Here is a 22,200-nt window from a genome sequence, read left to right on the forward strand (position 1 = left end):
ACGAATTTTTATTGTTTTTTTATATCTTCGACAATAAGACCGGCTGTTTTTTTACTGGCTCCAATTCCTCCAAGTTTTTGTTCCAAAAGATCATATTTTTTTAAGACCTCCTGGCGATATTCCGGAGTTAATAATTTTTGCAATTCCTCCTTGATTCTTTTCGTATTGCAATCATTTTGAATTAATTCGGTTACAACTTCTTCGTCCATGATTAAATTAACCAGTGAAATATATTTTAAAGTTATGATTCTTTTTGCGATTTGATAGGATGCCCAGCTTCCTTTATAGCAAACTACTTCCGGGACTTTAAAAAGTGCAGTTTCTAAAGTTGCTGTTCCTGAAGTTACTAAAGCTGCTGTTGATGACCGTAACAAATCATACGTTTTATTCGAAATGAATTTGATATTTTTATCTGAAATAAATTGCTGGTAAAATTCAAAATCCTGACTTGGCGCACCTGCAATAACAAATTGATAATCCTTAAAATCATCAACAACGCTTAACATTACACTTAGCATTTTTGTGATTTCCTGTTTGCGGCTGCCAGGTAAGACCGCGATAATTGGCTTGTCACCCAATTGGTTTTCTTTTCTAAAAACAGCTTCATCAAAAACGGCCTGATTGTGAATAGCGTCAATTAAAGGATGCCCAACAAATTCTACCGGAAAATGATGTTTATCCTCATAAAAGCTTTTCTCGAAAGGCAAAATCACGAACATTTTATCCACATCATTTTTTATTGCTGTAATACGGCTTTCTTTCCACGCCCAGATTTGGGGCGAAATATAATAATGGGTTTTATAGTGAAGTGTTTTCGCCCACTTTGCAATTCGCATATTAAATCCCGGATAATCAATAAAAATAATAACGTCAGGGTGAAATTCTGAAATGTCTTTTTTGCAGAATTTAATATTATTTAATATCGTTTTCAGATTAAATACCACTTCGACAAAGCCCATGAAAGCCAGCTCGCGATAGTGTTTTACTAAAGTTCCGCCTTCCTTTTGCATTAAATCTCCTCCCCAAAATCGAATTTCAGCTTCAGGATCCTCCTGATATAAGGCTTTCATTAAATTAGAACCGTGTAAATCGCCGGAAGCTTCGCCTGCAATAATGTAGTATTTCATACTTTTTCAGATTTTTTAAGTAATTGTAATACAAAGATAATAACTTAAGTCAGTAAAGTCGAAAATGCCAAAACAATCACTGCTAAAATGACGCCACCTGAGCCTTTTCTTTAATGGTTTGGATTCCGTTTTTAAAGGTCAAACCGGGTAAAGAGATAATGAACAAATAATTTCCAGGTAAAGAAGCGAAAAATCCTAATGCTAAAATCTGAAAGTTGTCTTAGTTATTCATTTAAATTCCATGTATTTAGTTGCTGGATGGCATGATGTGCGGTTAGGTCAAACTGCACTGGTACTACAGAAATATATCCGTTTTCTAAAGCCCATTCATCTGTGTCATCTCCTTTATCCTGATTTACGAATTCACCAGTAAGCCAGTAATAATCCTTTCCGAAAGGTGTTTGTCGCTTGTCAAATTTTTCTGCCCACAGCGCTTTTGCCTGTCTGCAGATTTTAATGCCTTTAATTTCCTTTTCTTTCAACTTTGGAAAATTGACATTTAGAATAACACCTTGCGGTAATTTTTTTTCAAGGGTTTCTAAAGCTATTTTTTTTGCAAATTTTTTGACAGGCTCAAAATCTGCGTCCCAGTTATAATCCAGTAATGAAAAACCTATGGCCGGAATTCCTTCTATTCCCGCTTCAACAGCAGCACTCATAGTTCCCGAATAAATTACATTTATAGAAGAATTTGAGCCGTGATTAATTCCGGATACACATAAATCAGGTTTTCTCTTCAAAATTTCATTTGTGGCTAGTTTCACGCAATCTACAGGGGTTCCTGAACAGCTATATTCTGTTATTGAATCATTCTCTTTCGAGATTTTGTTAAGATATAAGGTGTTGTTTATGGTAATAGCATGTCCTGTAGCACTTTGGGGTTTGTCGGGAGCAACAACAATCACATCTCCTATGGTTTTCATAACCTCAATTAAGCTTCTTATGCCAGGAGCAGTAATGCCGTCATCGTTGGTCACTAATATTAAAGGCTTTTTCTTTTTCATGGTAGAATTGTAAAATATAAGGTTTAAGACAAATGTAAGTACAGATTTTTTTAGAATGCTAACAAATAAATTAAAATTTGTCAACTAAATTATTGTAGTTTTTTGCGATTCAAAGATTTTTATATCTTTAACAAAAAATTATAGAAGGGTTGGCTTTATTGGCTTGATTTTTACTATAACTTAGATAAAAAAATTGATGAATGCTATTATTAAATTTATGAAACGAAATTATAAAATTCTCATAGCCGTATTATGCTTGTCTGTTACCTTGTTTGCTTTCAGGGTAAATGCAGATAAAATTAGTGATCCGGATCCAAATAAAGACAAAATGCTTTTAGAGTTATTGGCTTTTGTAATAGAAAAAGGACATTATAATCCGCCTGTTGTCGATGATGCATTTTCAAAAGGAATTTTCAAGGATTATATTGATGCCCTGGATCCTTCAAAAAGATTTTTTCTGCAATCTGATATTGATGAATTCAGACAATACGAGCTCATGCTTGATGATCAGTTCATTAATAAGGATTTGACTTTTTTTAATCTTACTTATACTAGATTAATGAAACGTATGGAAGAAAGTAAAAAGCGATACAAAGTTCTTTTGGCGCAACCATTCAATTATAATATTGATGAAACTTTTAATGCAGATTATGAGAAGATTCCGTATGCAAAAAATACAGCGGAAATAAATGAAAGATGGAGAAAACAAATCAAATTATCTACTCTTTCGTCCCTTGTAACCAAACAAAAATTAGAGGAAGATAAAAAGAAAACGGATCCCGCGTATAAAGTTAAATCTTTTGAAGTTTTAGAAAAGGAAACCCGGGAAAGTTCTCTTAAATCATTAGACGATAATTTTAGTTTAATTAAAGATTTGGACAAACAAGATTGGTTTTCTGTGTACGTAAACTCAATTATGACTCGGTTTGACCCTCACACCAGCTATTTTGCACCAGAAGAAAAAGATCGTTTTGATGTAAATATTAGTGGAAAATTAGAAGGGATTGGTGCACGTCTGACAAAGAAAAATGATTTTACTCAAATTGATGAATTGATTTCAGGAGGCCCGGCATGGAAAGGTAAAGAACTGGAAGCAGGTGATTTAATCCTTAAAGTGGCACAAGGTAAGGAAGAGCCTGTAGATGTTGTAGGTATGCGTCTTGATGATGTCGTAAAAAAAATTAAGGGTCATAAAGGGACTGAGGTAAGACTTACTGTTAAAAAAGTTGACGGTACAATTAAGGTTATTTCCATTATTAGAGACGTAGTGGAAATAGAAGAAACATATGCCAAGTCAAGTATTGTTGAAAGAAATGGATTGAAATACGGTGTAATTTATTTGCCTAAGTTTTATATCGATTTTGAAAACAAAGATGGACGTGATGCAGGTAAAGATATTGCACTGGAAGTTGAAAGACTTAAAAAAGAAAATATTAGCGGGATAGTACTGGATGTACGTGATGACGGGGGAGGATCGCTTTCTACTGTAGTTGATATTGCAGGATTATTTATAGAAGAAGGCCCAATTGTTCAGGTAAAATCAGCAGGAAAAAAGAAAGAAGTTTTATACGATAAGGATAAAAAAATTGAATGGGATGGGCCTTTGGTAATAATGGTAAACAGTTTTTCTGCTTCGGCATCTGAAATATTGGCAGCGGCAATTCAGGATTATAAACGAGGGGTTATCATTGGTAGTAAGCAGACATATGGTAAAGGAACAGTCCAGACAGTTATTGATTTGAATCAGTTTGTCCGAAATAGTGAATTTGGAGATTTTGGAGCTTTGAAAGCAACAGCTCAAAAATTCTACAGAATCAATGGTGGTTCGACTCAGTTGGAAGGAGTAAAAAGTGATGTTGTTATGCCGGATCGTTATGCTTATTTAAAAATGGGTGAGCGCGATATGGATAATGCAATGCCCTGGGACAAAATAGATCCTGCAAATTATAATGTATGGAACTCAAATGAAAATTTTAATCAGGCGATATCAAACAGTAAACTTAGAATTGCTCAAAATCCTCAGTTCAAATTAATAGAAGATAATGCTAAATGGATTGATGTGAAAAATAAAGAAAACACATACAGTCTAAATATTAAAAGTTTCAAAGCCACACAGGAGCAAGTAGAAAATGAAGGCAAAAAATACAAACCAATTGCCGATTATAAAAACAATCTAGTTTTTAAATCATTGCCTTATGAAAATCTTGAAATAGCTAAAGACGCTAGTTTAAAAGAAAAAAGAGAAGCCTGGCACCAGGCCTTAGCAAAAGATGTGTATGTTGAGGAAGCATTAAATGTATTAGATGATCTACAGCCAAAAGGTAATGCCAGTAAACAAACTAATTCTGCAAAACTAAAAAGAGAGAAATTAGTTAAATCTTAATTTTTAAAAATAGTTTAAATTTTAAAGGCTCCATATTTTTATTTTATGGAGCCTTTTTTTGATTAATATTTTGGTATGAAAAAAATATTATTTTTATTTCTAAATTCATTATTTCTGATTTCCTGCAAAGATCAGACTAAGGAAAAACAAGCGTTTTTCTCGCAAAACACTTTTGTTGCCCCATTGCAGAGTGTTGCTCAGACATACTATTCAGTAGCTTATTTGCCCACTTCGACAACACGACAAGTTGTAAAACACGATTATTATACATTATCTTACAATGAAAAATTTGAACAGGCAGAGTGGGTGGCGTATGAATTAAAAAAAGAATATCTAAAAGATAATGATTTTAAAAGACCTTATTTTATTGAAGATCCTAAAGTGATAACCCGGTCTGCAGACTGGCGAAATTATAAAAAATCAGGTTATGATAAAGGGCATTTATGTCCTGCAGCCGATATGGAGTTTGATAAAAAAGCGTATGATGATACTTTTTATACTTCAAATATTTCACCGCAAAATCGTGATTTTAATGGCGGAATCTGGAATCGCTTAGAAAATAAGGTTCGTTACTGGGCCGGTAAATATAATACTGTATATGTTGTAACTGGAGGAATTTTAAAAGATTCTGATAAAAAAATAGGAACAGAAAGGGTTTCTGTTCCTAAATATTTTTATAAAATTGTTTTGGCTAAATCAGGAAAAGAGCACAAGGCAATTGCCTTTTTGATTCCAAATGAAAAGAGCCAAAAAGGAATTTATGAATTTGTAGTCCCTGTTGAAACCTTAGAAAAGATGACCGGAATCGATTTCTTTCCTAATTTAAAAAACTTAAAAAGCAGTAAGGACTTTTAAGTCTGCTATAGTTGTTATTGGATTTTCTGCTTTAAAAACAAAGCTTCCTGCAACTAAGACATCTGCACCCGCATCTACTAATTGTTTTGCATTTTTGTTGGTTACACCTCCATCAATTTCAATAAGTGTTGAAGCGCTTTTGCTTGTGATTAAGTTTTTCAGTTTTTTAACCTTATCATAAGTGTTTTCAATGAATGATTGTCCGCCAAATCCAGGATTTACACTCATAATACAAACTAAGTCAATGTCGTTTATTACATCTTCTAATAAATCTATATTTGTGTGAGGATTAATGGCAACGCCTGCTTTCATTCCTTCAGTTTTAATGGCTTGTAAAGTTCTGTGCAGGTGTGTGCAGGCTTCGTAATGTACGGTTAAATTATTAGCTCCCAGATCTGCAAATGTTTTGATGTAACGATCAGGATCAACAATCATTAAATGTACGTCGATTGTTTTGCTTGCATGTCTTGTGATTGCTTCTAATACAGGCATTCCAAAAGAGATATTCGGAACAAAAACTCCATCCATAATATCAATATGAAACCAGTCAGCCTGACTGTTATTAATCATTTCGATATCTCGTTGTAAATTGGCAAAATCAGCTGCAAGAACAGAAGGAGCAATAAGTGTATTCTTCATTGTGTGTGTTGTTGTTTAATGAAGAGGCACACAATAGTGTGTCTCCATGCGTTTTATTTTTGCAAAGGTAATTATAAAAAATAAAAAACTCCGGTAATCAGCCGGAGTTTCAATCATCAATCAAAAAACGAACAGTCAATCAAACTGTTGTTTGGGTTACAAGGTTTCATGTTCATAATTTCAAGTTACAAAAAGCAACCTGAAACTTTAAATCTGAAACAAATATTGTTTATCCTAAATAAGTTTTAAGGATTTTACTTCTGGAAGTGTGTTTCAATCTGCGGATTGCTTTTTCTTTGATCTGACGAACACGCTCGCGGGTTAAATCAAATGTTTCTCCAATTTCTTCAAGAGTCATTGGATGCTGATCGCCAAGACCAAAATACAAACGAACTACATCAGCTTCTCTTGGAGTTAATGTTTCTAATGAGCGCTCGATTTCAGTACGAAGAGATTCGTGGATTAATTCTCTGTCAGGATTAGGGGATTCCCCGGAACGTAAAACGTCATAAAGGTTAGAATCTTCACCTTCAACAAGTGGCGCATCCATTGATAAATGACGCCCGGAGTTTTTCATAGACTCTTTTACGTCATTAACAGTCATGTCTAATTCTTTGGCAATTTCTTCAGCAGAAGGCGGGCGCTCGTTAGATTGCTCTAATAACGCATACATTTTATTGATTTTATTGATAGAACCAATTTTGTTTAATGGTAAACGAACAATACGTGATTGTTCTGCTAAAGCCTGAAGAATCGATTGACGAATCCACCAAACAGCATATGAGATAAATTTAAAACCACGGGTTTCATCAAAGCGTTGAGCCGCTTTGATAAGACCTAAATTTCCTTCATTAATTAAGTCAGGAAGAGTTAATCCTTGATTTTGATATTGTTTAGCTACCGATACAACGAAACGCAGGTTGGCTTTTGTTAATTTTTCTAATGCTCTTTGATCACCGGCCTTTATTCTTTGTGCTAATTCTACCTCTTCATCAGCCGTAATCAGGTCAACTTTTCCGATTTCTTGTAGATATTTATCTAACGATGCAGTTTCACGATTGGTTACCTGCTTGGTGATTTTAAGTTGTCTCATGTTGTTGTCTCCCTATTTTTTTAAAGTGTACGAATGGTTATACGTAGAAAGGTTTCAAAAAGTTACAATCGATTAAATATTTTTTTAAAATAATAAATCTACCTGAGTATTTATTTTGTCCATGTAATAATCAATCTTTTAGGCTGAAAGATTAAAGAAGTAAATTTTACTCTTTTAATTCTTGATTGTCAAAGTTTTGAATTTAATAATTGATACATGAAGAACTCATCACATTTTATTATTTATCATTTATAATTGTAGTGAAGTAAGTAGCTGGAGTTGATTATTCATGCTTAACCTAAAAACCCCAAAATCAAATAAATGAATTTGGGGTTTTCTATGAATAAACCTTTAGTAAACTAAGATCTGATTACTCTTTTTTCTCCTCGCGTGGAGGTCTTGGAACAAGTGCTTTTTTAGATACTTTTTCCTTTTTTGTTTTAGGATCAACTCCCAAGTATTTTACTTGGAATACATCGCCCATTTTAACTACATCAGCAACATTTTCTGTGCGTTCCCAAGCTAATTCAGATACGTGAAGTAATACTTCATTTCCTGGTGCAGCAGTATATTCTACAACAGCTCCAAAATCAAGCATTTTAATTACTTTCACTTCGTAAGCTTCTCCTAATTGTGGTTTGAAAGTAATTGAAGCAATTTTTGCTAATACTGTTTCAATTCCTTTAGGATCAGTTCCTAAAATTTCGATAACTCCTTGCTCGTCCACTTCGTTAATAACGATTGTAGTACCAGTAGCTTTTTGTAATTCTTGAATTACTTTTCCTCCAGGCCCAATTAATGCTCCAATGAAGTTTCCAGGAATAGTTCTAGTGATGATCTTTGGAGAATGTGCTTTAACATCAGGTCTTGGTGCAGCAATAGTTTCAGTTAGTTTACCTAAAATATGCAAACGTCCTTCACGAGCTTGACCTAAAGCTTGCTCCATAATGTCATAACGCAATCCATCAATTTTGATGTCCATTTGACAAGCTGTAATACCGTCTTTGGTTCCAGTTACTTTAAAGTCCATATCTCCTAAGTGATCTTCATCACCTAAAATATCAGACAATACAGCAAATTTCTCACCGTCAGTAATCAATCCCATAGCAATTCCAGAAACTGGTTTTACCATTTGAACTCCAGCATCCATCAAAGCCATTGTTCCAGCACAAACTGTTGCCATAGAAGAAGAACCATTAGATTCTAAAACTTCAGAAACAACACGAATTGTATAAGGACAATCAGCAGGAATCATATTTTTTAAAGCTCTTTGAGCTAAGTTTCCGTGACCAACTTCTCTTCTTGAAGTTCCTCTTAATGGTTTTGCTTCACCAGTAGAGAAAGGAGGGAAGTTATAATGTAAGTAGAATTTTTCTTCACCTTGCTCAGATGGAGAATCGATTTGGTTTGCTTCTCTAGAAGTCCCTAAAGTTACAGTAGCCAAAGCTTGAGTTTCTCCACGTGTAAATAAAGAAGATCCGTGAACTCTTGGTAAATAATCCGTTTCACACCAGATTGGTCTGATGTCAGTTGTTTTTCTACCGTCTAAACGAATTCCTAATTCCAACACTACGTTACGAACCGCTTCTTTGTTTGTTTTGTAGAAATATTTAGAAACTAAATCTCCGTCAGCAGCTAATTCTTCTTCAGTAAATAAAGCTTTAACTTCTTCTTTTATTTCAGCAAATGCAGCTCCTCTTTCGTGTTTAGCAGAACCAACTTTTGCAACAGCATAAATTTTATCGTAAGCAGCAGCTTTTACTTTTTTGTAGATTTCTTCGTTTTCTTTCTCACCTTCGTAAGTACGAATTTCTTTTTTACCAAAAGCTTCCTGTAAACGGTATTGAGCCTGAATTTGAACTTTGATAGCTTCGTGAGCAAATTTGATAGCTTCTACCATTTCTGCTTCCGAGATTTCTTTCATCTCACCTTCAACCATTGCAACAGAGTCCATAGAAGCTCCAATCATCATATCGATGTCTGATTTTTCTAAATCTTCTCTGCTTGGATTGATTACAAATTTTCCGTCGATACGTGCTACACGAACTTCAGAAATTAAGTTGTAAAATGGAATATCTGAAACGGCTAATGCTGCAGAAGCCGCTAGACCAGCTAATGCATCTGGCATCACTTCTTCGTCGTGAGACATTAACTGAATCATAACTTGTGTTTCAGCATGGTAATCGTCTGGGAAAAGCGGACGCAGTACACGGTCAACTAATCTCATTGTCAATACTTCGCTGTCGCTTGGACGGGCTTCTCTTTTGAAGAAACCTCCAGGAAAACGACCTGCTGCTGCGAATTTTTCGCGGTAATCTACCGTTAATGGTAAAAAGTCAACGCCTGGGTTTGATGTGCGAGCTGAAACTGCTGTTGCAAGAATCATTGTGTCGCCCATTCTAACTACTACAGAACCGTCGGCTTGTTTGGCTAAACGACCTGTCTCGATTGTGATGCTTCTTCCATCACCCAAATCGATTTTTTCTACAAATAATTGTGGAATCATAATTTTTTCCTTTTGATTATACAATGGGTTTTAGTTGTGTTGTAGTTGTTGTTGTGTGTAGTTGTTGTTATCTAAAACCCAATGAAAAACCAAACTTTTTTCTTGTAACAAGTCCTGTCAGACTTGTGTATTGTAAAAACAAAAAGAGGCACTTTCGCACCTCTTTTCTATATTGATTATTTTCTGATATTCAATACTTTAATGATCTCACGATATCTGTTGATATCTTTCTTTTTCAAGTAATCCAACAAAGCTCTTCTTTTACCAACTAATAGTACAAGAGAACGCTCAGTGTTGTAATCGTGACGATTTTTTTTCAGGTGTTCAGTTAAGTGTGAAATTCTGTAAGTGAACAATGCAATCTGACCTTCTGCGCTTCCAGTGTTTGTTGCACCACCGTGTTGAGCGAAAATTTCTTCTTTCTTTTCTTTAGTTAAATACATTCCAATATTATTTAATGATTTTTATGTATGTCGTACATCTTTTGTAAGACGGGTGCAAAATTAGATTAAAAAAACAAAACAATCAAACAAAAAGAAAAGAATCTCTCTTTAAAAGTTTTTGAGCAATTGGTTCTGATAATTGTTTTATGTATTATTTGGTTTTATCTATAAGGTTGAGCTGAATTTGTTTTTGATGTTTGTATGGTTATTGGTATAGAATATAATACGTCTTTTGTAATTCCTTTTATTTTTCCCGGAATCCATTTGCCATAAGCTATTATGGTTTTGACAGCTTCTTCTCCTGTGTTGTAACCAATGTCTTTTAAAATTTTTAATTTGGTAGGATCTCCATTTTTATCAATTACAAAAGATATATAAATTTTCCCGCTTAAACCTTCTATTTTAGGATTTTGATAATGTCTTGCTACATATTTATAAAAATCTGATATTCCTTTTACAGGAACAGGTTTCTCATAAAGCTTTTTATAATTATACTTATTATTGTTTTCGTCAGTACTGGTACCGGAAATAAGTTTTCCATCTTCATAGGTTTCAATAAAACTGAATTTTTCTTTAAGATTTTTACCTTCCCATATACCTTGTTTTTTGCCGTTTTTTACTTCTCCTTTTTCATAGAAATTATCTTCAATTTCTTCAAGCTGACCATTGCCGTTTATAACAGTCTGTTCTTTTTGAAGATTCCAGAAATTGTTGATCTTTAAATTATTTTCATCTTTTATATCAAAATATTCTAATTCGGATTTTATATTTCCGTTTTCATACCAATTATATTCTATTCCCGTTTTTTTGCCATTAGAATAGATTTGTAGTGATTTCTTGTTGCCATTCTCGTAGTACGAAACAAATTGTCCGTCTTTTTTTATGATATCTCTGTCTAAAGTTGTTCCTATGGACTTTATAGCAGAGGATTTATAATATTCTTTAAAGACATATTTTTCTTTTTTAGAGAAATACCCTTCTATGCGCCTTGTGTATTTGTAATTGTCTGCATTGGTTTCTGCCCAGGTCGAATCGAGATAAATTAATTTACTAACAGGGACAGAATTTTGAGCAAGTAATTTGGTTGAAATTAAAAGAAAAAACAATAAGTGCAGTGTTATTTTCATGAGAGTATAAAAAGAGGTTAGCTTCGCTAAAGTAGTATTTTTAGTATGATTTACAACTTTTATTTTGCACAAATGTTTTCAAACAATAGCCATTTTACTCCTAATTGTTTTTAACCGCCTGTTTTTTGTTTAAGTATGTGTAAGGAGTTTTTATATTATTTTCATCTACACTTACTCCTGAAATTAAAATTCCTTTATCATAATTTTCAGTAAATGTAATTTTACGTGCAGTATCATTTCCCTCCCAGAGTCCTTGCTTTAAACCATTTTTAATAGTTCCTTTCTCTGTTATAAAGCTATCTGTATTTTCATATTCGCCATTTCCATCCACTACAGTTTGTTCTTTATTTACATTCCAGAAATTAAGGATTAAGGTTTGAACGGTTTTTGTTTTAGGATTCCAGATATTTTGCCTCTCAAATTTCTTACTTTGGTTTTCATACCAATTGATTTCTTTACCTTCTTTATGATCTTCTTTATAGTTAATAACAGCTTCTTTTGCGCCGTTTTTGTAATAATAGATAAATTCTCCGTCTTTTTTAAGGACATCCCTGTCTAAAGTTGCTCCTGTCATTTTCTTTCGCCCGTTTTTGTAAAAATCAGTAACAACGTAGCGGACACTTTTTTGAGAATAGTTTGTAATCACGCGTGTGTAGCTATAGTTTTCAGGGGTAGCTTCACAATATAACGAGTCAAGAAAAAATTTTTTCGAGACCATATTAATTTGTGCAAATAGATTAGCTGAAATTAAAAGAAAGAATAATATGAAATGGCTTTTTTTCATTCAGGTCTATTTTTTTATAATCAAATAGGACTTCTAGAATAATTTGGCAACTTCCTGATTTACAAATTCTAAAAATCGTTCGTCTGCGTCTGTAAAAGGATTTATGACGTGACTGTCAATATCAATTTGCCCAATATTTATTCCGTTTACAAATAAAGGTACAACAATTTCAGATTTTACAGTAAAACTGCAGGCAATATAATTATCCTGGGCAGAAACATCCGGTACAACAAAATTGGCATTGCTTTCTGCTACCTGTCCACAAATCCCTTTTCCGAAAGGAATTACAGTATGATCGGTTTCAGCACCTACATAAGGCCCTAAGTGCAAAGTTTTGTTGTCATGATTGGCAAAATAAAAACCAACCCAGTTATAGTATTCAATATTTTCGTTTAATAACTGACAGACAGCCAGTAATTTTTCGTCTCTGGTAGTATTTGCTTCAGCTACAATAGCTGAAATTTTTGGCTGTAATTCCTGAAAAGTCATGGTATAAAAATTTTATACAAAAGTATTCAAAGCTGAACTCAAAAAATACATAAATTTGAAAAAAAAATCCCTTGAAAAAATATTTAGTCCAATTTAAACCGTTCCTTATTTTCATAGGGACTTTTTTTGCCACTTATATTTTACTTACTATAATTTATAAAAGTTATCTGAATAGTTTTGGGTCAGATGACATCGACGGAATTACTACTGTTGTTGGCTCTAATGTATATGGGTTAATGGATGCTTTTAATTGTGATGTCCTGATTCAAAAAAGTTCATCAGGGCCTTATTTAGAAGTCTGGTACAATAAGGATTATGTTATTCGAATTGTAGAAGGATGTAATGCAGTAAGTGTAATGATTTTATTTATTTCATTCGTGCTCGCTTTTTCCGGAAAGCTTAAAACGACTGTATGGTTTATTTTATCAGGAACTCTTTTTATTTATATTTTAAATGTGGTCAGAATTGCGTTATTAGCGGTTTTGTTATTTCGTTATCCTGAAAAACTGCATCTTTTGCATGGCGTCTTTTTTCCGTTGATTATTTATGGATTGGTTTTCGTTTTATGGGTTTTCTGGGTGAATAAATTTTCGAAATATGCTAACTAAAGCATTAGAACATAAAGGTAAAGTACTAATCACAGTAATTGTTGTTTTGTGTTTTGGATTGATTAGGAATTTCGAAAATCAATTGTTCTACGATCCTTTTCTGGTTTATTTTGAAGCTGATTTCGATGTATTACCATTTCCTCAGGTTGATAATTTTAAGCTTTTTGCAGGACTTTTGTTTCGTTATGCTTTAAATACTGCTTTGTCATTAGTACTTATTTATGCTTTATTCCGGGACATTGAGGTTTTGAAGTTTACGACATTTTTATACGTGTTTTTTTTAGTGCTTCTTTTGGCAGCTTTTTTTATCATTCTTGAATTCTATCCCAATGCGAGCTGGCTGCTTTTTTATGTAAGAAGATTTATCATTCAGCCCATATTTGTATTGTTGTTTATACCTGCTTTTTATTATCAGCAACAGAATCTAAAAAAATAACATTTTATTAAATTTTTTTAAATTCATTTTGGATAATTTTGCACTATGAATTTAAAGAAGTGCACAGGAGTATTTTTAGCGTTCCTATTGCTGATTTCCAGCATTGGATTTGCTTTTGATGTGCATTATTGCGGAGGAAAAATTGCTTCGGTTTCATTAAGTTCTTCAGTTTCCCCTGAAAAAAAATGTTGTGGAATTAAAGAAAAAAAATCTTCCTGTTGTAAAGACAAGGTAGTTAAATTTGAAAAAAAATCAGATGATGCTACTTTTAAGGTTTTCTTTTTTCAGATTGCTTTTCCGGCACTAGTTCAGGAGTTTAAACCGCTTGCCTTTTTATCAGTTCCAAATTTTAAAAGCAAAGAAGTCATCTCGTATTATTCTGATGCGAATGCTCCTCCCTTATATCAACTCTATCATCAATATATTTTTTACGCCTGATTTTAATGTTTAACATCAAGCCATTTGTGGTTTGTACTTATACTGTTGTGATCTTTCTCCTTAACATGGAAGAAATTTAAAAGACAGTTTCACATTAACATTAAAATCATTTTTTATGCAAAAAAATATCCTGCTTTTTATGGTGTTTTTGCTTTCTGTTTCTGTGTTTTCGCAAGAAGATTTGGAGGAAGTAAAAGTCACTAAAAAGCAAAAATCACTTAAAAAATCCTATACGGTTACTGCTAATACAACTGTTATTACCAGTAAGGAATTACTCAAAGCGGCCTGCTGTAATCTGGCAGAAAGTTTTGAAACAAATCCGTCAATCGATGTCAATTTCTCTGATGCCTTGACGGGAACCAAACAAATAAAAATGCTGGGTTTAACGAGTCCATATCTTATGATTACTGAGGAAAATATACCTTCGGTTCGTGGAGCTTCTCAGGCGTACGGATTGTCTTTTACACCCGGAACCTGGATCGAAAGTGTGCAGATTACTAAAGGTGCAGGAAGCGTAATTAACGGATACGAAAGCATTTCAGGACAAATAAACACAGAACTTTTAAAGCCGTTAAATGACATTCCGTTTTTTCTGAATGCTTATGGCTCTACCGATGCGCGTTTTGAATTGAACACCCATTTCAATAAAAAATTATCTGACAAATGGGCAACAAGTTTGTTTCTGCACGGAAATACGCGCGTGGCTAAAAACGACATGAATGATGACGGATTCTTAGATAATCCGTTAGGAAAACAGATTAATATCCTGAATAGATATCAATATTATAACCCGGAAAGCGGCTTAGTAAGTTTTATCAATTTCAGGTATATGAATGACAAAAAACAAACCGGTGAAGTAGATTTTGATAAAGATACCGATCGCGGAACAACGAATCAATGGGGATCAGAAATTAATACGGAACGTTTTGATGTATCGACAAAAATTGGTTACGTTTTTAAAGATATGCCTTATCAAAGCATTGGTTTTCAAAATGCTTTTAACAGTCATAAACAAGAGTCGTATTTTGGTTTAAACCAATACGATATTAAACAGAATAGTTTTTATTCGAATTTGATTTTCAATTCGATTATCAATAATACGATGCATAAATTTACAGCTGGTCTGAATTTTACTTACGATCAATATCAGGAATTTGTAAATGCAACTGATTATAGCCGGATTGATAATTCGGTTGGTGCATTTTTTGAATACACCTACGATAATACCGATAATTTTAGTTTGATCTTGGGCGGGAGAGTCGATAATCATAACCGTTTAGGGTTTTTCATAACACCCCGACTGCATATGAGATACAATCCATGGAAAGACGGAGTAATTCGGTTTTCTGCAGGAAGAGGGAAAAGATCTGCCAATATTTTTGCAGAGAATCAACAGCTTTTTGCCAGTTCGAGAACTTTTTCAATATTAGATAACAGTGGAAAAATTTACGGATTAAATCCTGAAATTGCATGGAATTATGGGATGAGTTTTTCTCAGAAATTTAAACTCTTCAGTAAAAATGCCGAAGCAGGTTTTGATATTTACAGAACCGATTTTCAAAATCAGGCCGTTGTCGATTTGATGGAAAGTCCGCAGGAAGTTTTGTTTTATAATTTAAAAGGAAACTCATTCGCAAATAGTTTACAGTTAGAGTTTAATTATGAGTTGATCCATAATCTGAATTTAAGAACGGCCTACAAATACTATGATATTCAAACAGATTATTTAAGAGGAACTTTCCAGAGGCCATTGCAGGCAAAACATCGTTTCCTGGGAAATCTTGAATTTGAAACCCAATTAAATGATGATAAACAGTGGAAATTTGATTATACCTTTAACTGGTCCGGAAAACAGCAATTGCCTTATACAGCATCAAATCCTGAAGCCGACCGGTTTCCTGAGTTTTCACCTTCCTATGCTGTTATGAATATTCAGGTAACCAGAGTTTTTTCTTCAGTATTTGAAGTATATGCAGGAGGGGAAAATATTGGAAATTACAAACAGGAAAAAGCAATTTTAGGAGCAGATGATCCGTTTGGTGCGAACTTTGATGCTTCTATAGCCTATGCACCAATCTTTGGACAAATGTACTACGCAGGACTGCGATTTAAAATAAAATAAATTACCAATTTCAAAAATCAATTTCAATAACAATAAATAATTTATAAAATGAAAAATTTAATTTTAATTGCAATAGTAACTTTTTTAGGATTTTCGGCTCAGGCGCAGACTAAAAAAAATAAGAATTTAAAATACACTACTGAAGTAAATGGCAATTGCGAGCAATGTAAAAAACGCATCGAAAAAGCCGCTTTTGGTGTTCCGGGTGTAAAGACTGCCAATTGGGACATTAGTTCACACCAGCTCACAGTAATTTTAAATGAAGAAAAATCATCAACTGCTGATTTAAATAAAGCGGTTGCTAAGGCAGGCCATGACACTAAAGAAGTAAGAGCAACTCAGCAGGATTATGATAATTTGCATAGTTGCTGCAAGTACGAAAGAGAATAATCAGAAGCCCGGGTTTTTAAAAAAGCCCGGGCTTTTTTAATAGTTAATTTATCTTTAAAATACTGCATTTTATTGTGGTTAAATTAATTTATTGTTACTTTCACCAACTAATAAATGTAACCAAACCTGATATGAATAATTTTGACTGGACTCAATTAATAAACCCTGAATTTTACATCACATTAAGCATTGGAGGTTTTCAGATTGGTTTATTTATTGTTTTGTTTATCGTTTTTGCTGAGACAGGACTTTTTGCCGGCTTCTTTCTGCCAGGAGACAGCTTGTTGTTTTTAGCGGGAATCTACAGTCGGGAATTGATTGAGAATATGGCTTATATTCCAAATGATTTTTTAAACGTCTTTTTACTGGCATTTATGGTAGCTGTAATGGGAGTTTTAGGAAATATGACCGGATATTGGTTTGGTGCCAAAAGCGGATATTATTTATTCAAAAAAGAAGATAGCTTTTGGTTTAAAAAGAAATACCTCTTACAATCGAAGGATTTCTTCGAAAAGTATGGAGGTAAGGCTATTATTTATGCAAGATTTTTACCAATTTTCAGAACTTTCGCTCCAATTATTGCAGGTATAGTTTCTATGGATAAAAAGAAATTTATGTTTTATAATATTCTGAGCTCTTTTCTATGGTCTTTCATATTGATTTTCGCAGGGCACTACTTATATGGAGTGTTTTTAAAACAAGGAATCGACCTCAAACATCATATCGAATATATCATTATAATCATTGTGATTATTTCTACATTCCCTGTTTTGCTGAAACTTTTAAAGAAAAGACCAATCGAAAAAATCTAATTTTTAAATTAATAAAAATTAGATGTTTCCAAAAAGATTAAAAATAGATCTTGCAAAACGCGAATTATTTTTCTCTTCCACAGTTTCATAACAGGAGAAGCCTAAAATAATTTTAATTCCCGGAGGTATGCTGTTCAGGATGTCCCTTTTCTGTTCATCCAGAAGCAATTTTAAACTTGAGGTTACTTCAGCATTGTACTTTAAGTAAGAAAGAATAAGCAATGTGGAAAAATTTAAAACCTCACGTGCTGTCTCACTTTTAATGCCAACTTCATTGGAAATCATTTCGGTAATTCTGGCTTTTTTACTGGAGAAAATCTGTTCTAAAAACCGATTTCCTTCTAATTTGTAATTGTCGTCCACAGATAAAATCCGTGAAGAAGCGAAATCAATTTCTTTGTAAAATGCAGAGTCTGGAAGCAGCTCAGTCATTTCTTCTAAATTTTTCTCATCAAAATTGTTATAACATCCCATTAAAACAGTTCCTAACGAAACATCAATTGCCTTAATTAGTAAGGCATCATTTTCGAAATAGAATTTGTTTAATTTTGAGATAACATTAGACGAGATAAAACGGCGTAGTTCAATTTGTAGATTTGGGGTCATAATTGGTACTAGATTAATTAATAATTGCTGTCAATAAACCGATTAAATGTGGTATTTTGTCGTTTATTGTGATAAAAATATAAAAAAAATTAACATATCCAAAAAATAAGTTAAATATATTGTTTTAACTTTTTTGCAATTTAATTAACAAATATCCGTTGTATCACTAAATATCATACTTAGTTATCAAAATAAAGTGATAATTATTTAAAAATATTTTTAATTTTTACTTAACAAGTTTTAAAATATAAGAAAAAACCTAAGAACAATTTTGCATTTAAAAAAGTAAACTGCTGTTTTGAAAGATTATGGTAAGAAATATTCCCAGGTAAATCATGCACATTAAAAAATTGATAAAACCGGAAGCTAAAAAACCAATTAGTGAGCCGGTAGCTGCCTTGAAAGCTCTTTTATGATCTTTTGAGTCATATAACATTTCTCCTATAAAAGCTCCTGCAAACGGCCCTATAATTATTCCAAATGGGATTGGAGCGAGGATGCCAACTACTAAACCGATATTAGTACCCCAGATTCCGTATGAACTTCCGCCAAATCGTTTTGTTCCTTTTGCCGGAATCGTATAGTCTAAAATCGTGATAATAATCATGATTATAAAAGTAATCCCCAAAACCCAGTAATTATTTTCGACAGCCTTAGTTAAATAAAGTAATAGCAGACCAACCCAACAACTTGACAAGCCAGGTAAAACCGGCAAAAAACTCCCCATGATTCCTATAATCATGCATATAAAACCAAGTAAAACTAATAATAGATCCATACTAAAAGCCATTGCAATTTTGATTGTAAATTTATACTAATCATTTAAACATCATTTATAAAGTAATAGAAAAATGCTTCATAATTTCTTTGTAAAAGAATTTACAATACAAGCTTACCAAAAAAAATAATCGTATTTTTACATTAGTAGTCAAATCAACATCAAAATCTTGAAGCCTTTTTTCCTTTTTTTAGTTTTTATATTTTTTAATTCTTGTCAATATTTTGAGAAGCAGGTACCTTCTGAAAAAGAATTGCTTCAAAAAGAATTAAAATCAATCAACTGGAAAGAAGTTGATGAATATCCCTCTGTGGCCGAATGCGAGAAAATCAACGACAAAAGTCAGCGTCAGCAATGTTTTTTCGAAATCATGTCGCGGCTTGTTCAGGAAAAACTGGATATAGATACACTTTCCATTTTATATCCTGAATTAGATACCATAGAAGTTAAAGTAACTGTTTTTCCAAATGCTGCTTTAGAATTCGAACCACGATTTCCTAAAGATTCGGTGACTTATGATACTATAAAAATCGACAGTATCCTCCGGGCCCGATTAATTGATTTTCCAAAAGTAAACCCAGCCATAAAACGAGGGATCCCGGTAAAATCACAATTTATTTTGCCTGTAATTCTTAAGGAAAAAGTAGTAGAACACAATCATTAGTAATTAGGAGCTGTGTCCTGCTCTTCGCTGTATCTTTTTATTTTTAAAGAAAAAATAAAAAGGATGCCGCTTCGATCAGGGCTAGGCATTTAGACTCAGCATAAACTATTTTTGAAACTTTCGCCCTTTCCATTCATAAGATCCAAATAAGCTGTACAAAGCGACAGTTGTACTAAAAAAGGGATAAAGTAAACTGCTCAAAAGAACACTTTTTATTTTGCCTTTAGTCAAAAAAATACTCGTGACATAAAGCAGGACAAAATCTATTGCAAATTTAAAAAAAGCAAACAAAACAAAAACCGGATACGGCCAGATTCCGAAAAGGAGAAATAAAAACCCAATTACAAAACTCAAATTTCCAAAGAAAACAATTAATCCCAATAACTTTCCGAACTCACTTTTATAAGAGCTTGCTTTTGCAGCCCAGCGTACCCTTTGATAAAATAAGATTTTCCAGGTTTCAGTTGGTTGGGTTGTTACAATAGCTTCCTCAGCTTTTAAATAATGAACTTCTTTTGGGAACACCTGAATCGCTTTTTGCAATAAAAAAACATCATCTCCGCTTGCAATTTTATCATTTCCTTCAAAGCCATTAAGTTTTTCAAATAATGATTTTCGGTAAGCAAAATTGGCTCCGTTACACATAAACCCATTGTTCAGACCAAAGCTTCCAATCGTAGCGCCTTGCAGGCTTGTTAAATCCAATTGCTGAAAATGATCGAGGAAAGAGTTTTTGCATTCATACGTTACAGCTGCTGCCAGCATCGAGATTTCATTTTCCTGAATATAGTTGTCGAATGTCAAAAGCCAGTTTTCAGGAACAATACAATCGGCATCTGTTGTAATAACCCAATCGGTTTTTACATGTTGCATTGCAGTTGTAATAGCATCTTTTTTAGGCGAATTAGAAGTTCTTATATTGTCAATTACAGCAATTTGAAATTTTTGATTTAAAATTTGGGTTTTTTCGTGAGAGTTATCATCAACCAAAATTACTTCAAATAAATCAGTTGGGTAATTTAAATTAGAAAAGCTTTCTAAAAGGTTTGGCAAATTTTGTGCTTCATTGCGAAAAGGAACTATAATCGTAAAACGTGTTTTAGGTTCCAAATCTGATTTCTGGTATTTTTTGACTTTGAAAAAGCCATAAATGAGCAAGCCGATTGTTATGATATAAATTTTTAATATGATGAACAATATCAGACTCATGCAGCAGTTTTTGTTTTAAAATTCAATACAAAATAACTTCCTAAAACAACAGGTAAAACCACATTTAAAAACCACATCAGTGTACTGATAAAAACCACAATCCATTCGTTTACGCCTAAAATTCCGAAGAAATAAATCGCTACACTTCCTTTCACTGCAAAATCCAGAAACTGAAACGTTGGTAATGAAGAAGCCAAAAAATACACAGAGGTAATGGCTGCCATTAAAGTCAAGTATGGCAAATCGACATCAAAAGCCAGAAACAAAAAGTAATATTGGTGCGAGAAAACCAGATAACGGCAAAAGCCTAAAAAGATGTTTTTCTGATGAACTGGTTTTTGAATTTCATTGATTTTATGAATCAGTTTCTCAATTGAATTCCCTTTTATTTTTATCTTTTTTATTGAAAACAAAACAAGCAGAATAAGTACAAATCCGCCAAAAAGGATCAGAACAGTTTGAGTTGTAATAACATTAAATTGAGCATTGAAATAGAGCAAGCCGAAAATTCCGAAAATTATAGTTAAAATCATCTGGATTCCGTTGCAGATCAAGTTTAGAAAAACTACTTTTTTAGCTTCTGTTTTAGGATAGTATAAAGCTTTTCCGGCGTATTCCCCGACTCCGTTTGGTGTAAAAATTCCGGCTGTTAAAGCGGCGAGAACCTGTTTTGTAGATTCGTAAACCGAAATTTTATGAATAACCTGCGCCAGATTCTGCCATTTCAAAATCTCAAAATAGCGATTTAAAACACTCAAAAGCAAAATAAACCCAATTCCTAAAACCGACTGGTTTTTTCGGAACAATGCAATGAACTTCTGCCAGTCGAGTTTATCATTGTTCGCCAGCTGATTGTAAATAAAATAAAATGCGCCGCCAACAATCAAAAGTTTGACCAGAAGAACAAGGAATTGCTTAGCTTTGTGAGGAATTGAAATCATGCCGCAAAAGTAACACAAAGTATTGTAATTATGCTATTTCACAAAGATTCGCAAAGAAGTAACGAAACAGCACAAAGAATTTAAAATTATCTTTGAGAATCTCTGGCTAATCTTAGTGTAACTTGGCGTAATAACTTGAAAATTGACAAAAGAACGCATCATATTAGGTATTGATCCCGGAACCACAATTATGGGTTTTGGACTGATTAGAGTAACCAATAAAAAAATGGAATTTCTGCAATTGAATGAATTGCAGCTTTCCAAATACGATAATCATTACCAAAAACTAAAAATCATTTTCGAAAGAACTATCGAATTAATCGAGACGCATTGTCCAGACGAAATCGCAATCGAAGCACCTTTCTTTGGAAAAAACGTGCAATCGATGTTAAAACTTGGCCGCGCACAGGGTGTTGCCATGGCAGCCGGACTTTCAAGAGGAATCCCAATTACGGAATACGAGCCTAAAAAAATAAAAATGGCGATTACCGGAAACGGAAACGCCAGCAAAGAGCAGGTGGCGAAAATGCTCCAGCAACTTTTAGGCTTAAATGAATTGCCAAAAAATCTCGATTCAACAGACGGCTTGGCGGCAGCTGTTTGCCATCACTTTAATTCTGGAAAAGTGATCGCCGGAAAAAGTTATTCGGGCTGGGATGCTTTTGTGAAACAGAATGAAGATCGAGTTAAAAAGTAGTTGTTCAGTGTTCAGGTTTTTAGTGCTCAGTTATTTTCTTTCGTAGTTT

Annotated in this window: 23 protein-coding genes; 10 read left to right on the forward strand and 13 right to left on the reverse strand. The window is 33.3% G+C overall.

Features of this window, described 5'->3' with window-relative positions:
• Positions 1-8: 8 nt before the first annotated feature.
• Both lpxB and surE read right to left on the reverse strand, forming a co-directional pair.
• Positions 9-1,127, reverse strand: coding sequence for a lipid-A-disaccharide synthase (lpxB, locus tag GXM17_RS03430; RefSeq protein ID WP_163397901.1), 1,119 nt, complete (start codon positions 1,125-1,127; stop codon positions 9-11).
• Positions 1,128-1,351: 224 nt separating this feature from the next.
• Complete coding sequence (surE, locus tag GXM17_RS03435) at positions 1,352-2,131, reverse strand: 5'/3'-nucleotidase SurE (RefSeq protein ID WP_163397902.1); 780 nt, start codon at positions 2,129-2,131, stop codon at positions 1,352-1,354.
• Between the two features lie 196 nt (positions 2,132-2,327).
• Here surE and GXM17_RS03440 point away from each other — a divergent pair, with 196 nt between their 5' ends.
• Entirely contained in the window at positions 2,328-4,514 is a 2,187-nt protein-coding gene (locus tag GXM17_RS03440; RefSeq protein ID WP_163397903.1) for a carboxy terminal-processing peptidase, read from the forward strand.
• Between the two features lie 75 nt (positions 4,515-4,589).
• Positions 4,590-5,369 (forward strand): DNA/RNA non-specific endonuclease, encoded by a 780-nt coding sequence (locus tag GXM17_RS03445; protein ID WP_163397904.1) that lies wholly within the window; start codon positions 4,590-4,592, stop codon positions 5,367-5,369.
• On the opposite strand, the gene rpe is transcribed toward GXM17_RS03445, so the two are convergent.
• The 7 genes from rpe to GXM17_RS03480 form a co-directional block, all read right to left on the reverse strand.
• On the reverse strand, positions 5,346-6,008 hold the full coding sequence (gene rpe / locus GXM17_RS03450; protein ID WP_163397905.1) for a ribulose-phosphate 3-epimerase: 663 nt from the start codon (positions 6,006-6,008) through the stop codon (positions 5,346-5,348). The genes GXM17_RS03445 and rpe overlap by 24 nt on opposite strands.
• Positions 6,009-6,237: 229 nt before the next feature.
• Positions 6,238-7,101 (reverse strand): sigma-70 family RNA polymerase sigma factor, encoded by an 864-nt coding sequence (locus GXM17_RS03455; RefSeq protein ID WP_007804760.1) that lies wholly within the window; start codon positions 7,099-7,101, stop codon positions 6,238-6,240.
• A gap of 370 nt (positions 7,102-7,471) precedes the next feature.
• Positions 7,472-9,607: a polyribonucleotide nucleotidyltransferase gene (locus GXM17_RS03460; RefSeq protein WP_163397906.1), complete on the reverse strand. Its 2,136-nt coding sequence runs from the start codon at positions 9,605-9,607 to the stop codon at positions 7,472-7,474.
• A 176-nt stretch (positions 9,608-9,783) separates the two neighbouring features.
• Positions 9,784-10,050 carry a 30S ribosomal protein S15 gene (gene rpsO, locus GXM17_RS03465; RefSeq protein ID WP_008466503.1) on the reverse strand — a complete coding sequence of 89 codons (267 nt, stop codon included), beginning with the start codon at positions 10,048-10,050 and terminating at the stop codon, positions 9,784-9,786.
• A gap of 161 nt (positions 10,051-10,211) precedes the next feature.
• Positions 10,212-11,177, reverse strand: coding sequence for an energy transducer TonB (locus GXM17_RS03470; protein WP_163397907.1), 966 nt, complete (start codon positions 11,175-11,177; stop codon positions 10,212-10,214).
• 100 nt (positions 11,178-11,277) lie between these two features.
• The gene (locus GXM17_RS03475; protein ID WP_163397908.1) at positions 11,278-11,961 is read right to left on the reverse strand and encodes a toxin-antitoxin system YwqK family antitoxin; all 684 of its coding nucleotides are present in this window, start codon (positions 11,959-11,961) and stop codon (positions 11,278-11,280) included.
• A gap of 33 nt (positions 11,962-11,994) precedes the next feature.
• A complete protein-coding gene (locus GXM17_RS03480) occupies positions 11,995-12,450 on the reverse strand; it encodes a GAF domain-containing protein (RefSeq protein WP_163397909.1) in 456 nt (151 codons plus the stop codon).
• A gap of 71 nt (positions 12,451-12,521) precedes the next feature.
• Here GXM17_RS03480 and xrtF point away from each other — a divergent pair, with 71 nt between their 5' ends.
• The 6 genes from xrtF to GXM17_RS03510 all read left to right on the forward strand — a co-directional run bounded on the left by xrtF (position 12,522) and on the right by GXM17_RS03510 (position 17,256).
• On the forward strand, positions 12,522-13,058 hold the full coding sequence (xrtF, locus tag GXM17_RS03485; protein WP_163397910.1) for an exosortase family protein XrtF: 537 nt from the start codon (positions 12,522-12,524) through the stop codon (positions 13,056-13,058).
• Positions 13,048-13,494 carry an exosortase F system-associated membrane protein gene (locus GXM17_RS03490; protein ID WP_163397911.1) on the forward strand — a complete coding sequence of 149 codons (447 nt, stop codon included), beginning with the start codon at positions 13,048-13,050 and terminating at the stop codon, positions 13,492-13,494. The genes xrtF and GXM17_RS03490 overlap by 11 nt, the downstream gene beginning before the upstream one ends.
• A 45-nt stretch (positions 13,495-13,539) precedes the next feature.
• The gene (locus GXM17_RS03495) at positions 13,540-13,932 is read left to right on the forward strand and encodes an HYC_CC_PP family protein (protein WP_163397912.1); all 393 of its coding nucleotides are present in this window, start codon (positions 13,540-13,542) and stop codon (positions 13,930-13,932) included.
• A 115-nt stretch (positions 13,933-14,047) separates the two neighbouring features.
• Positions 14,048-16,054 carry a TonB-dependent receptor plug domain-containing protein gene (locus GXM17_RS03500; protein ID WP_163397913.1) on the forward strand — a complete coding sequence of 669 codons (2,007 nt, stop codon included), beginning with the start codon at positions 14,048-14,050 and terminating at the stop codon, positions 16,052-16,054.
• 48 nt (positions 16,055-16,102) lie between these two features.
• Positions 16,103-16,444, forward strand: coding sequence for a heavy-metal-associated domain-containing protein (locus GXM17_RS03505; protein WP_163397914.1), 342 nt, complete (start codon positions 16,103-16,105; stop codon positions 16,442-16,444).
• A 131-nt stretch (positions 16,445-16,575) separates the two neighbouring features.
• Positions 16,576-17,256, forward strand: coding sequence for a DedA family protein (locus GXM17_RS03510; RefSeq protein ID WP_163397915.1), 681 nt, complete (start codon positions 16,576-16,578; stop codon positions 17,254-17,256).
• An 18-nt stretch (positions 17,257-17,274) separates the two neighbouring features.
• On the opposite strand, the gene GXM17_RS03515 is transcribed toward GXM17_RS03510, so the two are convergent.
• Complete coding sequence (locus GXM17_RS03515; RefSeq protein WP_163397916.1) at positions 17,275-17,862, reverse strand: DUF937 domain-containing protein; 588 nt, start codon at positions 17,860-17,862, stop codon at positions 17,275-17,277.
• A 277-nt stretch (positions 17,863-18,139) separates the two neighbouring features.
• Positions 18,140-18,640 (reverse strand): DUF456 domain-containing protein, encoded by a 501-nt coding sequence (locus tag GXM17_RS03520; protein WP_163397917.1) that lies wholly within the window; start codon positions 18,638-18,640, stop codon positions 18,140-18,142.
• Positions 18,641-18,809: 169 nt separating this feature from the next.
• Here GXM17_RS03520 and GXM17_RS03525 point away from each other — a divergent pair, with 169 nt between their 5' ends.
• Positions 18,810-19,304 (forward strand): hypothetical protein, encoded by a 495-nt coding sequence (locus GXM17_RS03525; RefSeq protein ID WP_163397918.1) that lies wholly within the window; start codon positions 18,810-18,812, stop codon positions 19,302-19,304.
• A gap of 105 nt (positions 19,305-19,409) precedes the next feature.
• Here the strand turns inward: GXM17_RS03525 and GXM17_RS03530 are convergent, their stop codons facing one another.
• Positions 19,410-20,513, reverse strand: a complete 1,104-nt coding sequence (locus tag GXM17_RS03530) for a glycosyltransferase family 2 protein (RefSeq protein WP_163397919.1) — start codon at positions 20,511-20,513, stop codon at positions 19,410-19,412.
• Positions 20,510-21,454 carry a lysylphosphatidylglycerol synthase transmembrane domain-containing protein gene (locus GXM17_RS03535; RefSeq protein ID WP_163397920.1) on the reverse strand — a complete coding sequence of 315 codons (945 nt, stop codon included), beginning with the start codon at positions 21,452-21,454 and terminating at the stop codon, positions 20,510-20,512. The genes GXM17_RS03530 and GXM17_RS03535 overlap by 4 nt, the downstream gene beginning before the upstream one ends.
• Positions 21,455-21,596: 142 nt before the next feature.
• On the opposite strand from GXM17_RS03535, the gene ruvC reads away from it, so the two are divergent.
• Positions 21,597-22,151: a crossover junction endodeoxyribonuclease RuvC gene (ruvC, locus tag GXM17_RS03540; protein WP_163397921.1), complete on the forward strand. Its 555-nt coding sequence runs from the start codon at positions 21,597-21,599 to the stop codon at positions 22,149-22,151.
• Positions 22,152-22,200: the final 49 nt, after the last annotated feature.

Origin of the sequence: Flavobacterium fluviatile, from assembly GCF_010645065.1 — a bacterium.
GTDB lineage: Bacteria > Bacteroidota > Bacteroidia > Flavobacteriales > Flavobacteriaceae > Flavobacterium > Flavobacterium fluviatile.

Excerpts from the sequence above, each read along its gene's own strand:
- lpxB (WP_163397901.1), bottom strand. The coding sequence starts at position 1,127 with ATGAAATACTACATTATTGCAGGCGAAGCTTCCGGCGATTTACACGGT.
- surE (WP_163397902.1), bottom strand. The coding sequence starts at position 2,131 with ATGAAAAAGAAAAAGCCTTTAATATTAGTGACCAACGATGACGGCATT.
- GXM17_RS03440 (WP_163397903.1), top strand. The coding sequence starts at position 2,328 with ATGAATGCTATTATTAAATTTATGAAACGAAATTATAAAATTCTCATA.
- GXM17_RS03445 (WP_163397904.1), top strand. The coding sequence starts at position 4,590 with ATGAAAAAAATATTATTTTTATTTCTAAATTCATTATTTCTGATTTCC.
- rpe (WP_163397905.1), bottom strand. The coding sequence starts at position 6,008 with ATGAAGAATACACTTATTGCTCCTTCTGTTCTTGCAGCTGATTTTGCC.
- GXM17_RS03455 (WP_007804760.1), bottom strand. The coding sequence starts at position 7,101 with ATGAGACAACTTAAAATCACCAAGCAGGTAACCAATCGTGAAACTGCA.
- GXM17_RS03460 (WP_163397906.1), bottom strand. The coding sequence starts at position 9,607 with ATGATTCCACAATTATTTGTAGAAAAAATCGATTTGGGTGATGGAAGA.
- rpsO (WP_008466503.1), bottom strand. The coding sequence starts at position 10,050 with ATGTATTTAACTAAAGAAAAGAAAGAAGAAATTTTCGCTCAACACGGT.
- GXM17_RS03470 (WP_163397907.1), bottom strand. The coding sequence starts at position 11,177 with ATGAAAATAACACTGCACTTATTGTTTTTTCTTTTAATTTCAACCAAA.
- GXM17_RS03475 (WP_163397908.1), bottom strand. The coding sequence starts at position 11,961 with ATGAAAAAAAGCCATTTCATATTATTCTTTCTTTTAATTTCAGCTAAT.
- GXM17_RS03480 (WP_163397909.1), bottom strand. The coding sequence starts at position 12,450 with ATGACTTTTCAGGAATTACAGCCAAAAATTTCAGCTATTGTAGCTGAA.
- GXM17_RS03490 (WP_163397911.1), top strand. The coding sequence starts at position 13,048 with ATGCTAACTAAAGCATTAGAACATAAAGGTAAAGTACTAATCACAGTA.
- GXM17_RS03495 (WP_163397912.1), top strand. The coding sequence starts at position 13,540 with ATGAATTTAAAGAAGTGCACAGGAGTATTTTTAGCGTTCCTATTGCTG.
- GXM17_RS03500 (WP_163397913.1), top strand. The coding sequence starts at position 14,048 with ATGCAAAAAAATATCCTGCTTTTTATGGTGTTTTTGCTTTCTGTTTCT.
- GXM17_RS03505 (WP_163397914.1), top strand. The coding sequence starts at position 16,103 with ATGAAAAATTTAATTTTAATTGCAATAGTAACTTTTTTAGGATTTTCG.
- GXM17_RS03510 (WP_163397915.1), top strand. The coding sequence starts at position 16,576 with ATGAATAATTTTGACTGGACTCAATTAATAAACCCTGAATTTTACATC.
- GXM17_RS03515 (WP_163397916.1), bottom strand. The coding sequence starts at position 17,862 with ATGACCCCAAATCTACAAATTGAACTACGCCGTTTTATCTCGTCTAAT.
- GXM17_RS03520 (WP_163397917.1), bottom strand. The coding sequence starts at position 18,640 with ATGGATCTATTATTAGTTTTACTTGGTTTTATATGCATGATTATAGGA.
- GXM17_RS03530 (WP_163397919.1), bottom strand. The coding sequence starts at position 20,513 with ATGAGTCTGATATTGTTCATCATATTAAAAATTTATATCATAACAATC.
- GXM17_RS03535 (WP_163397920.1), bottom strand. The coding sequence starts at position 21,454 with ATGATTTCAATTCCTCACAAAGCTAAGCAATTCCTTGTTCTTCTGGTC.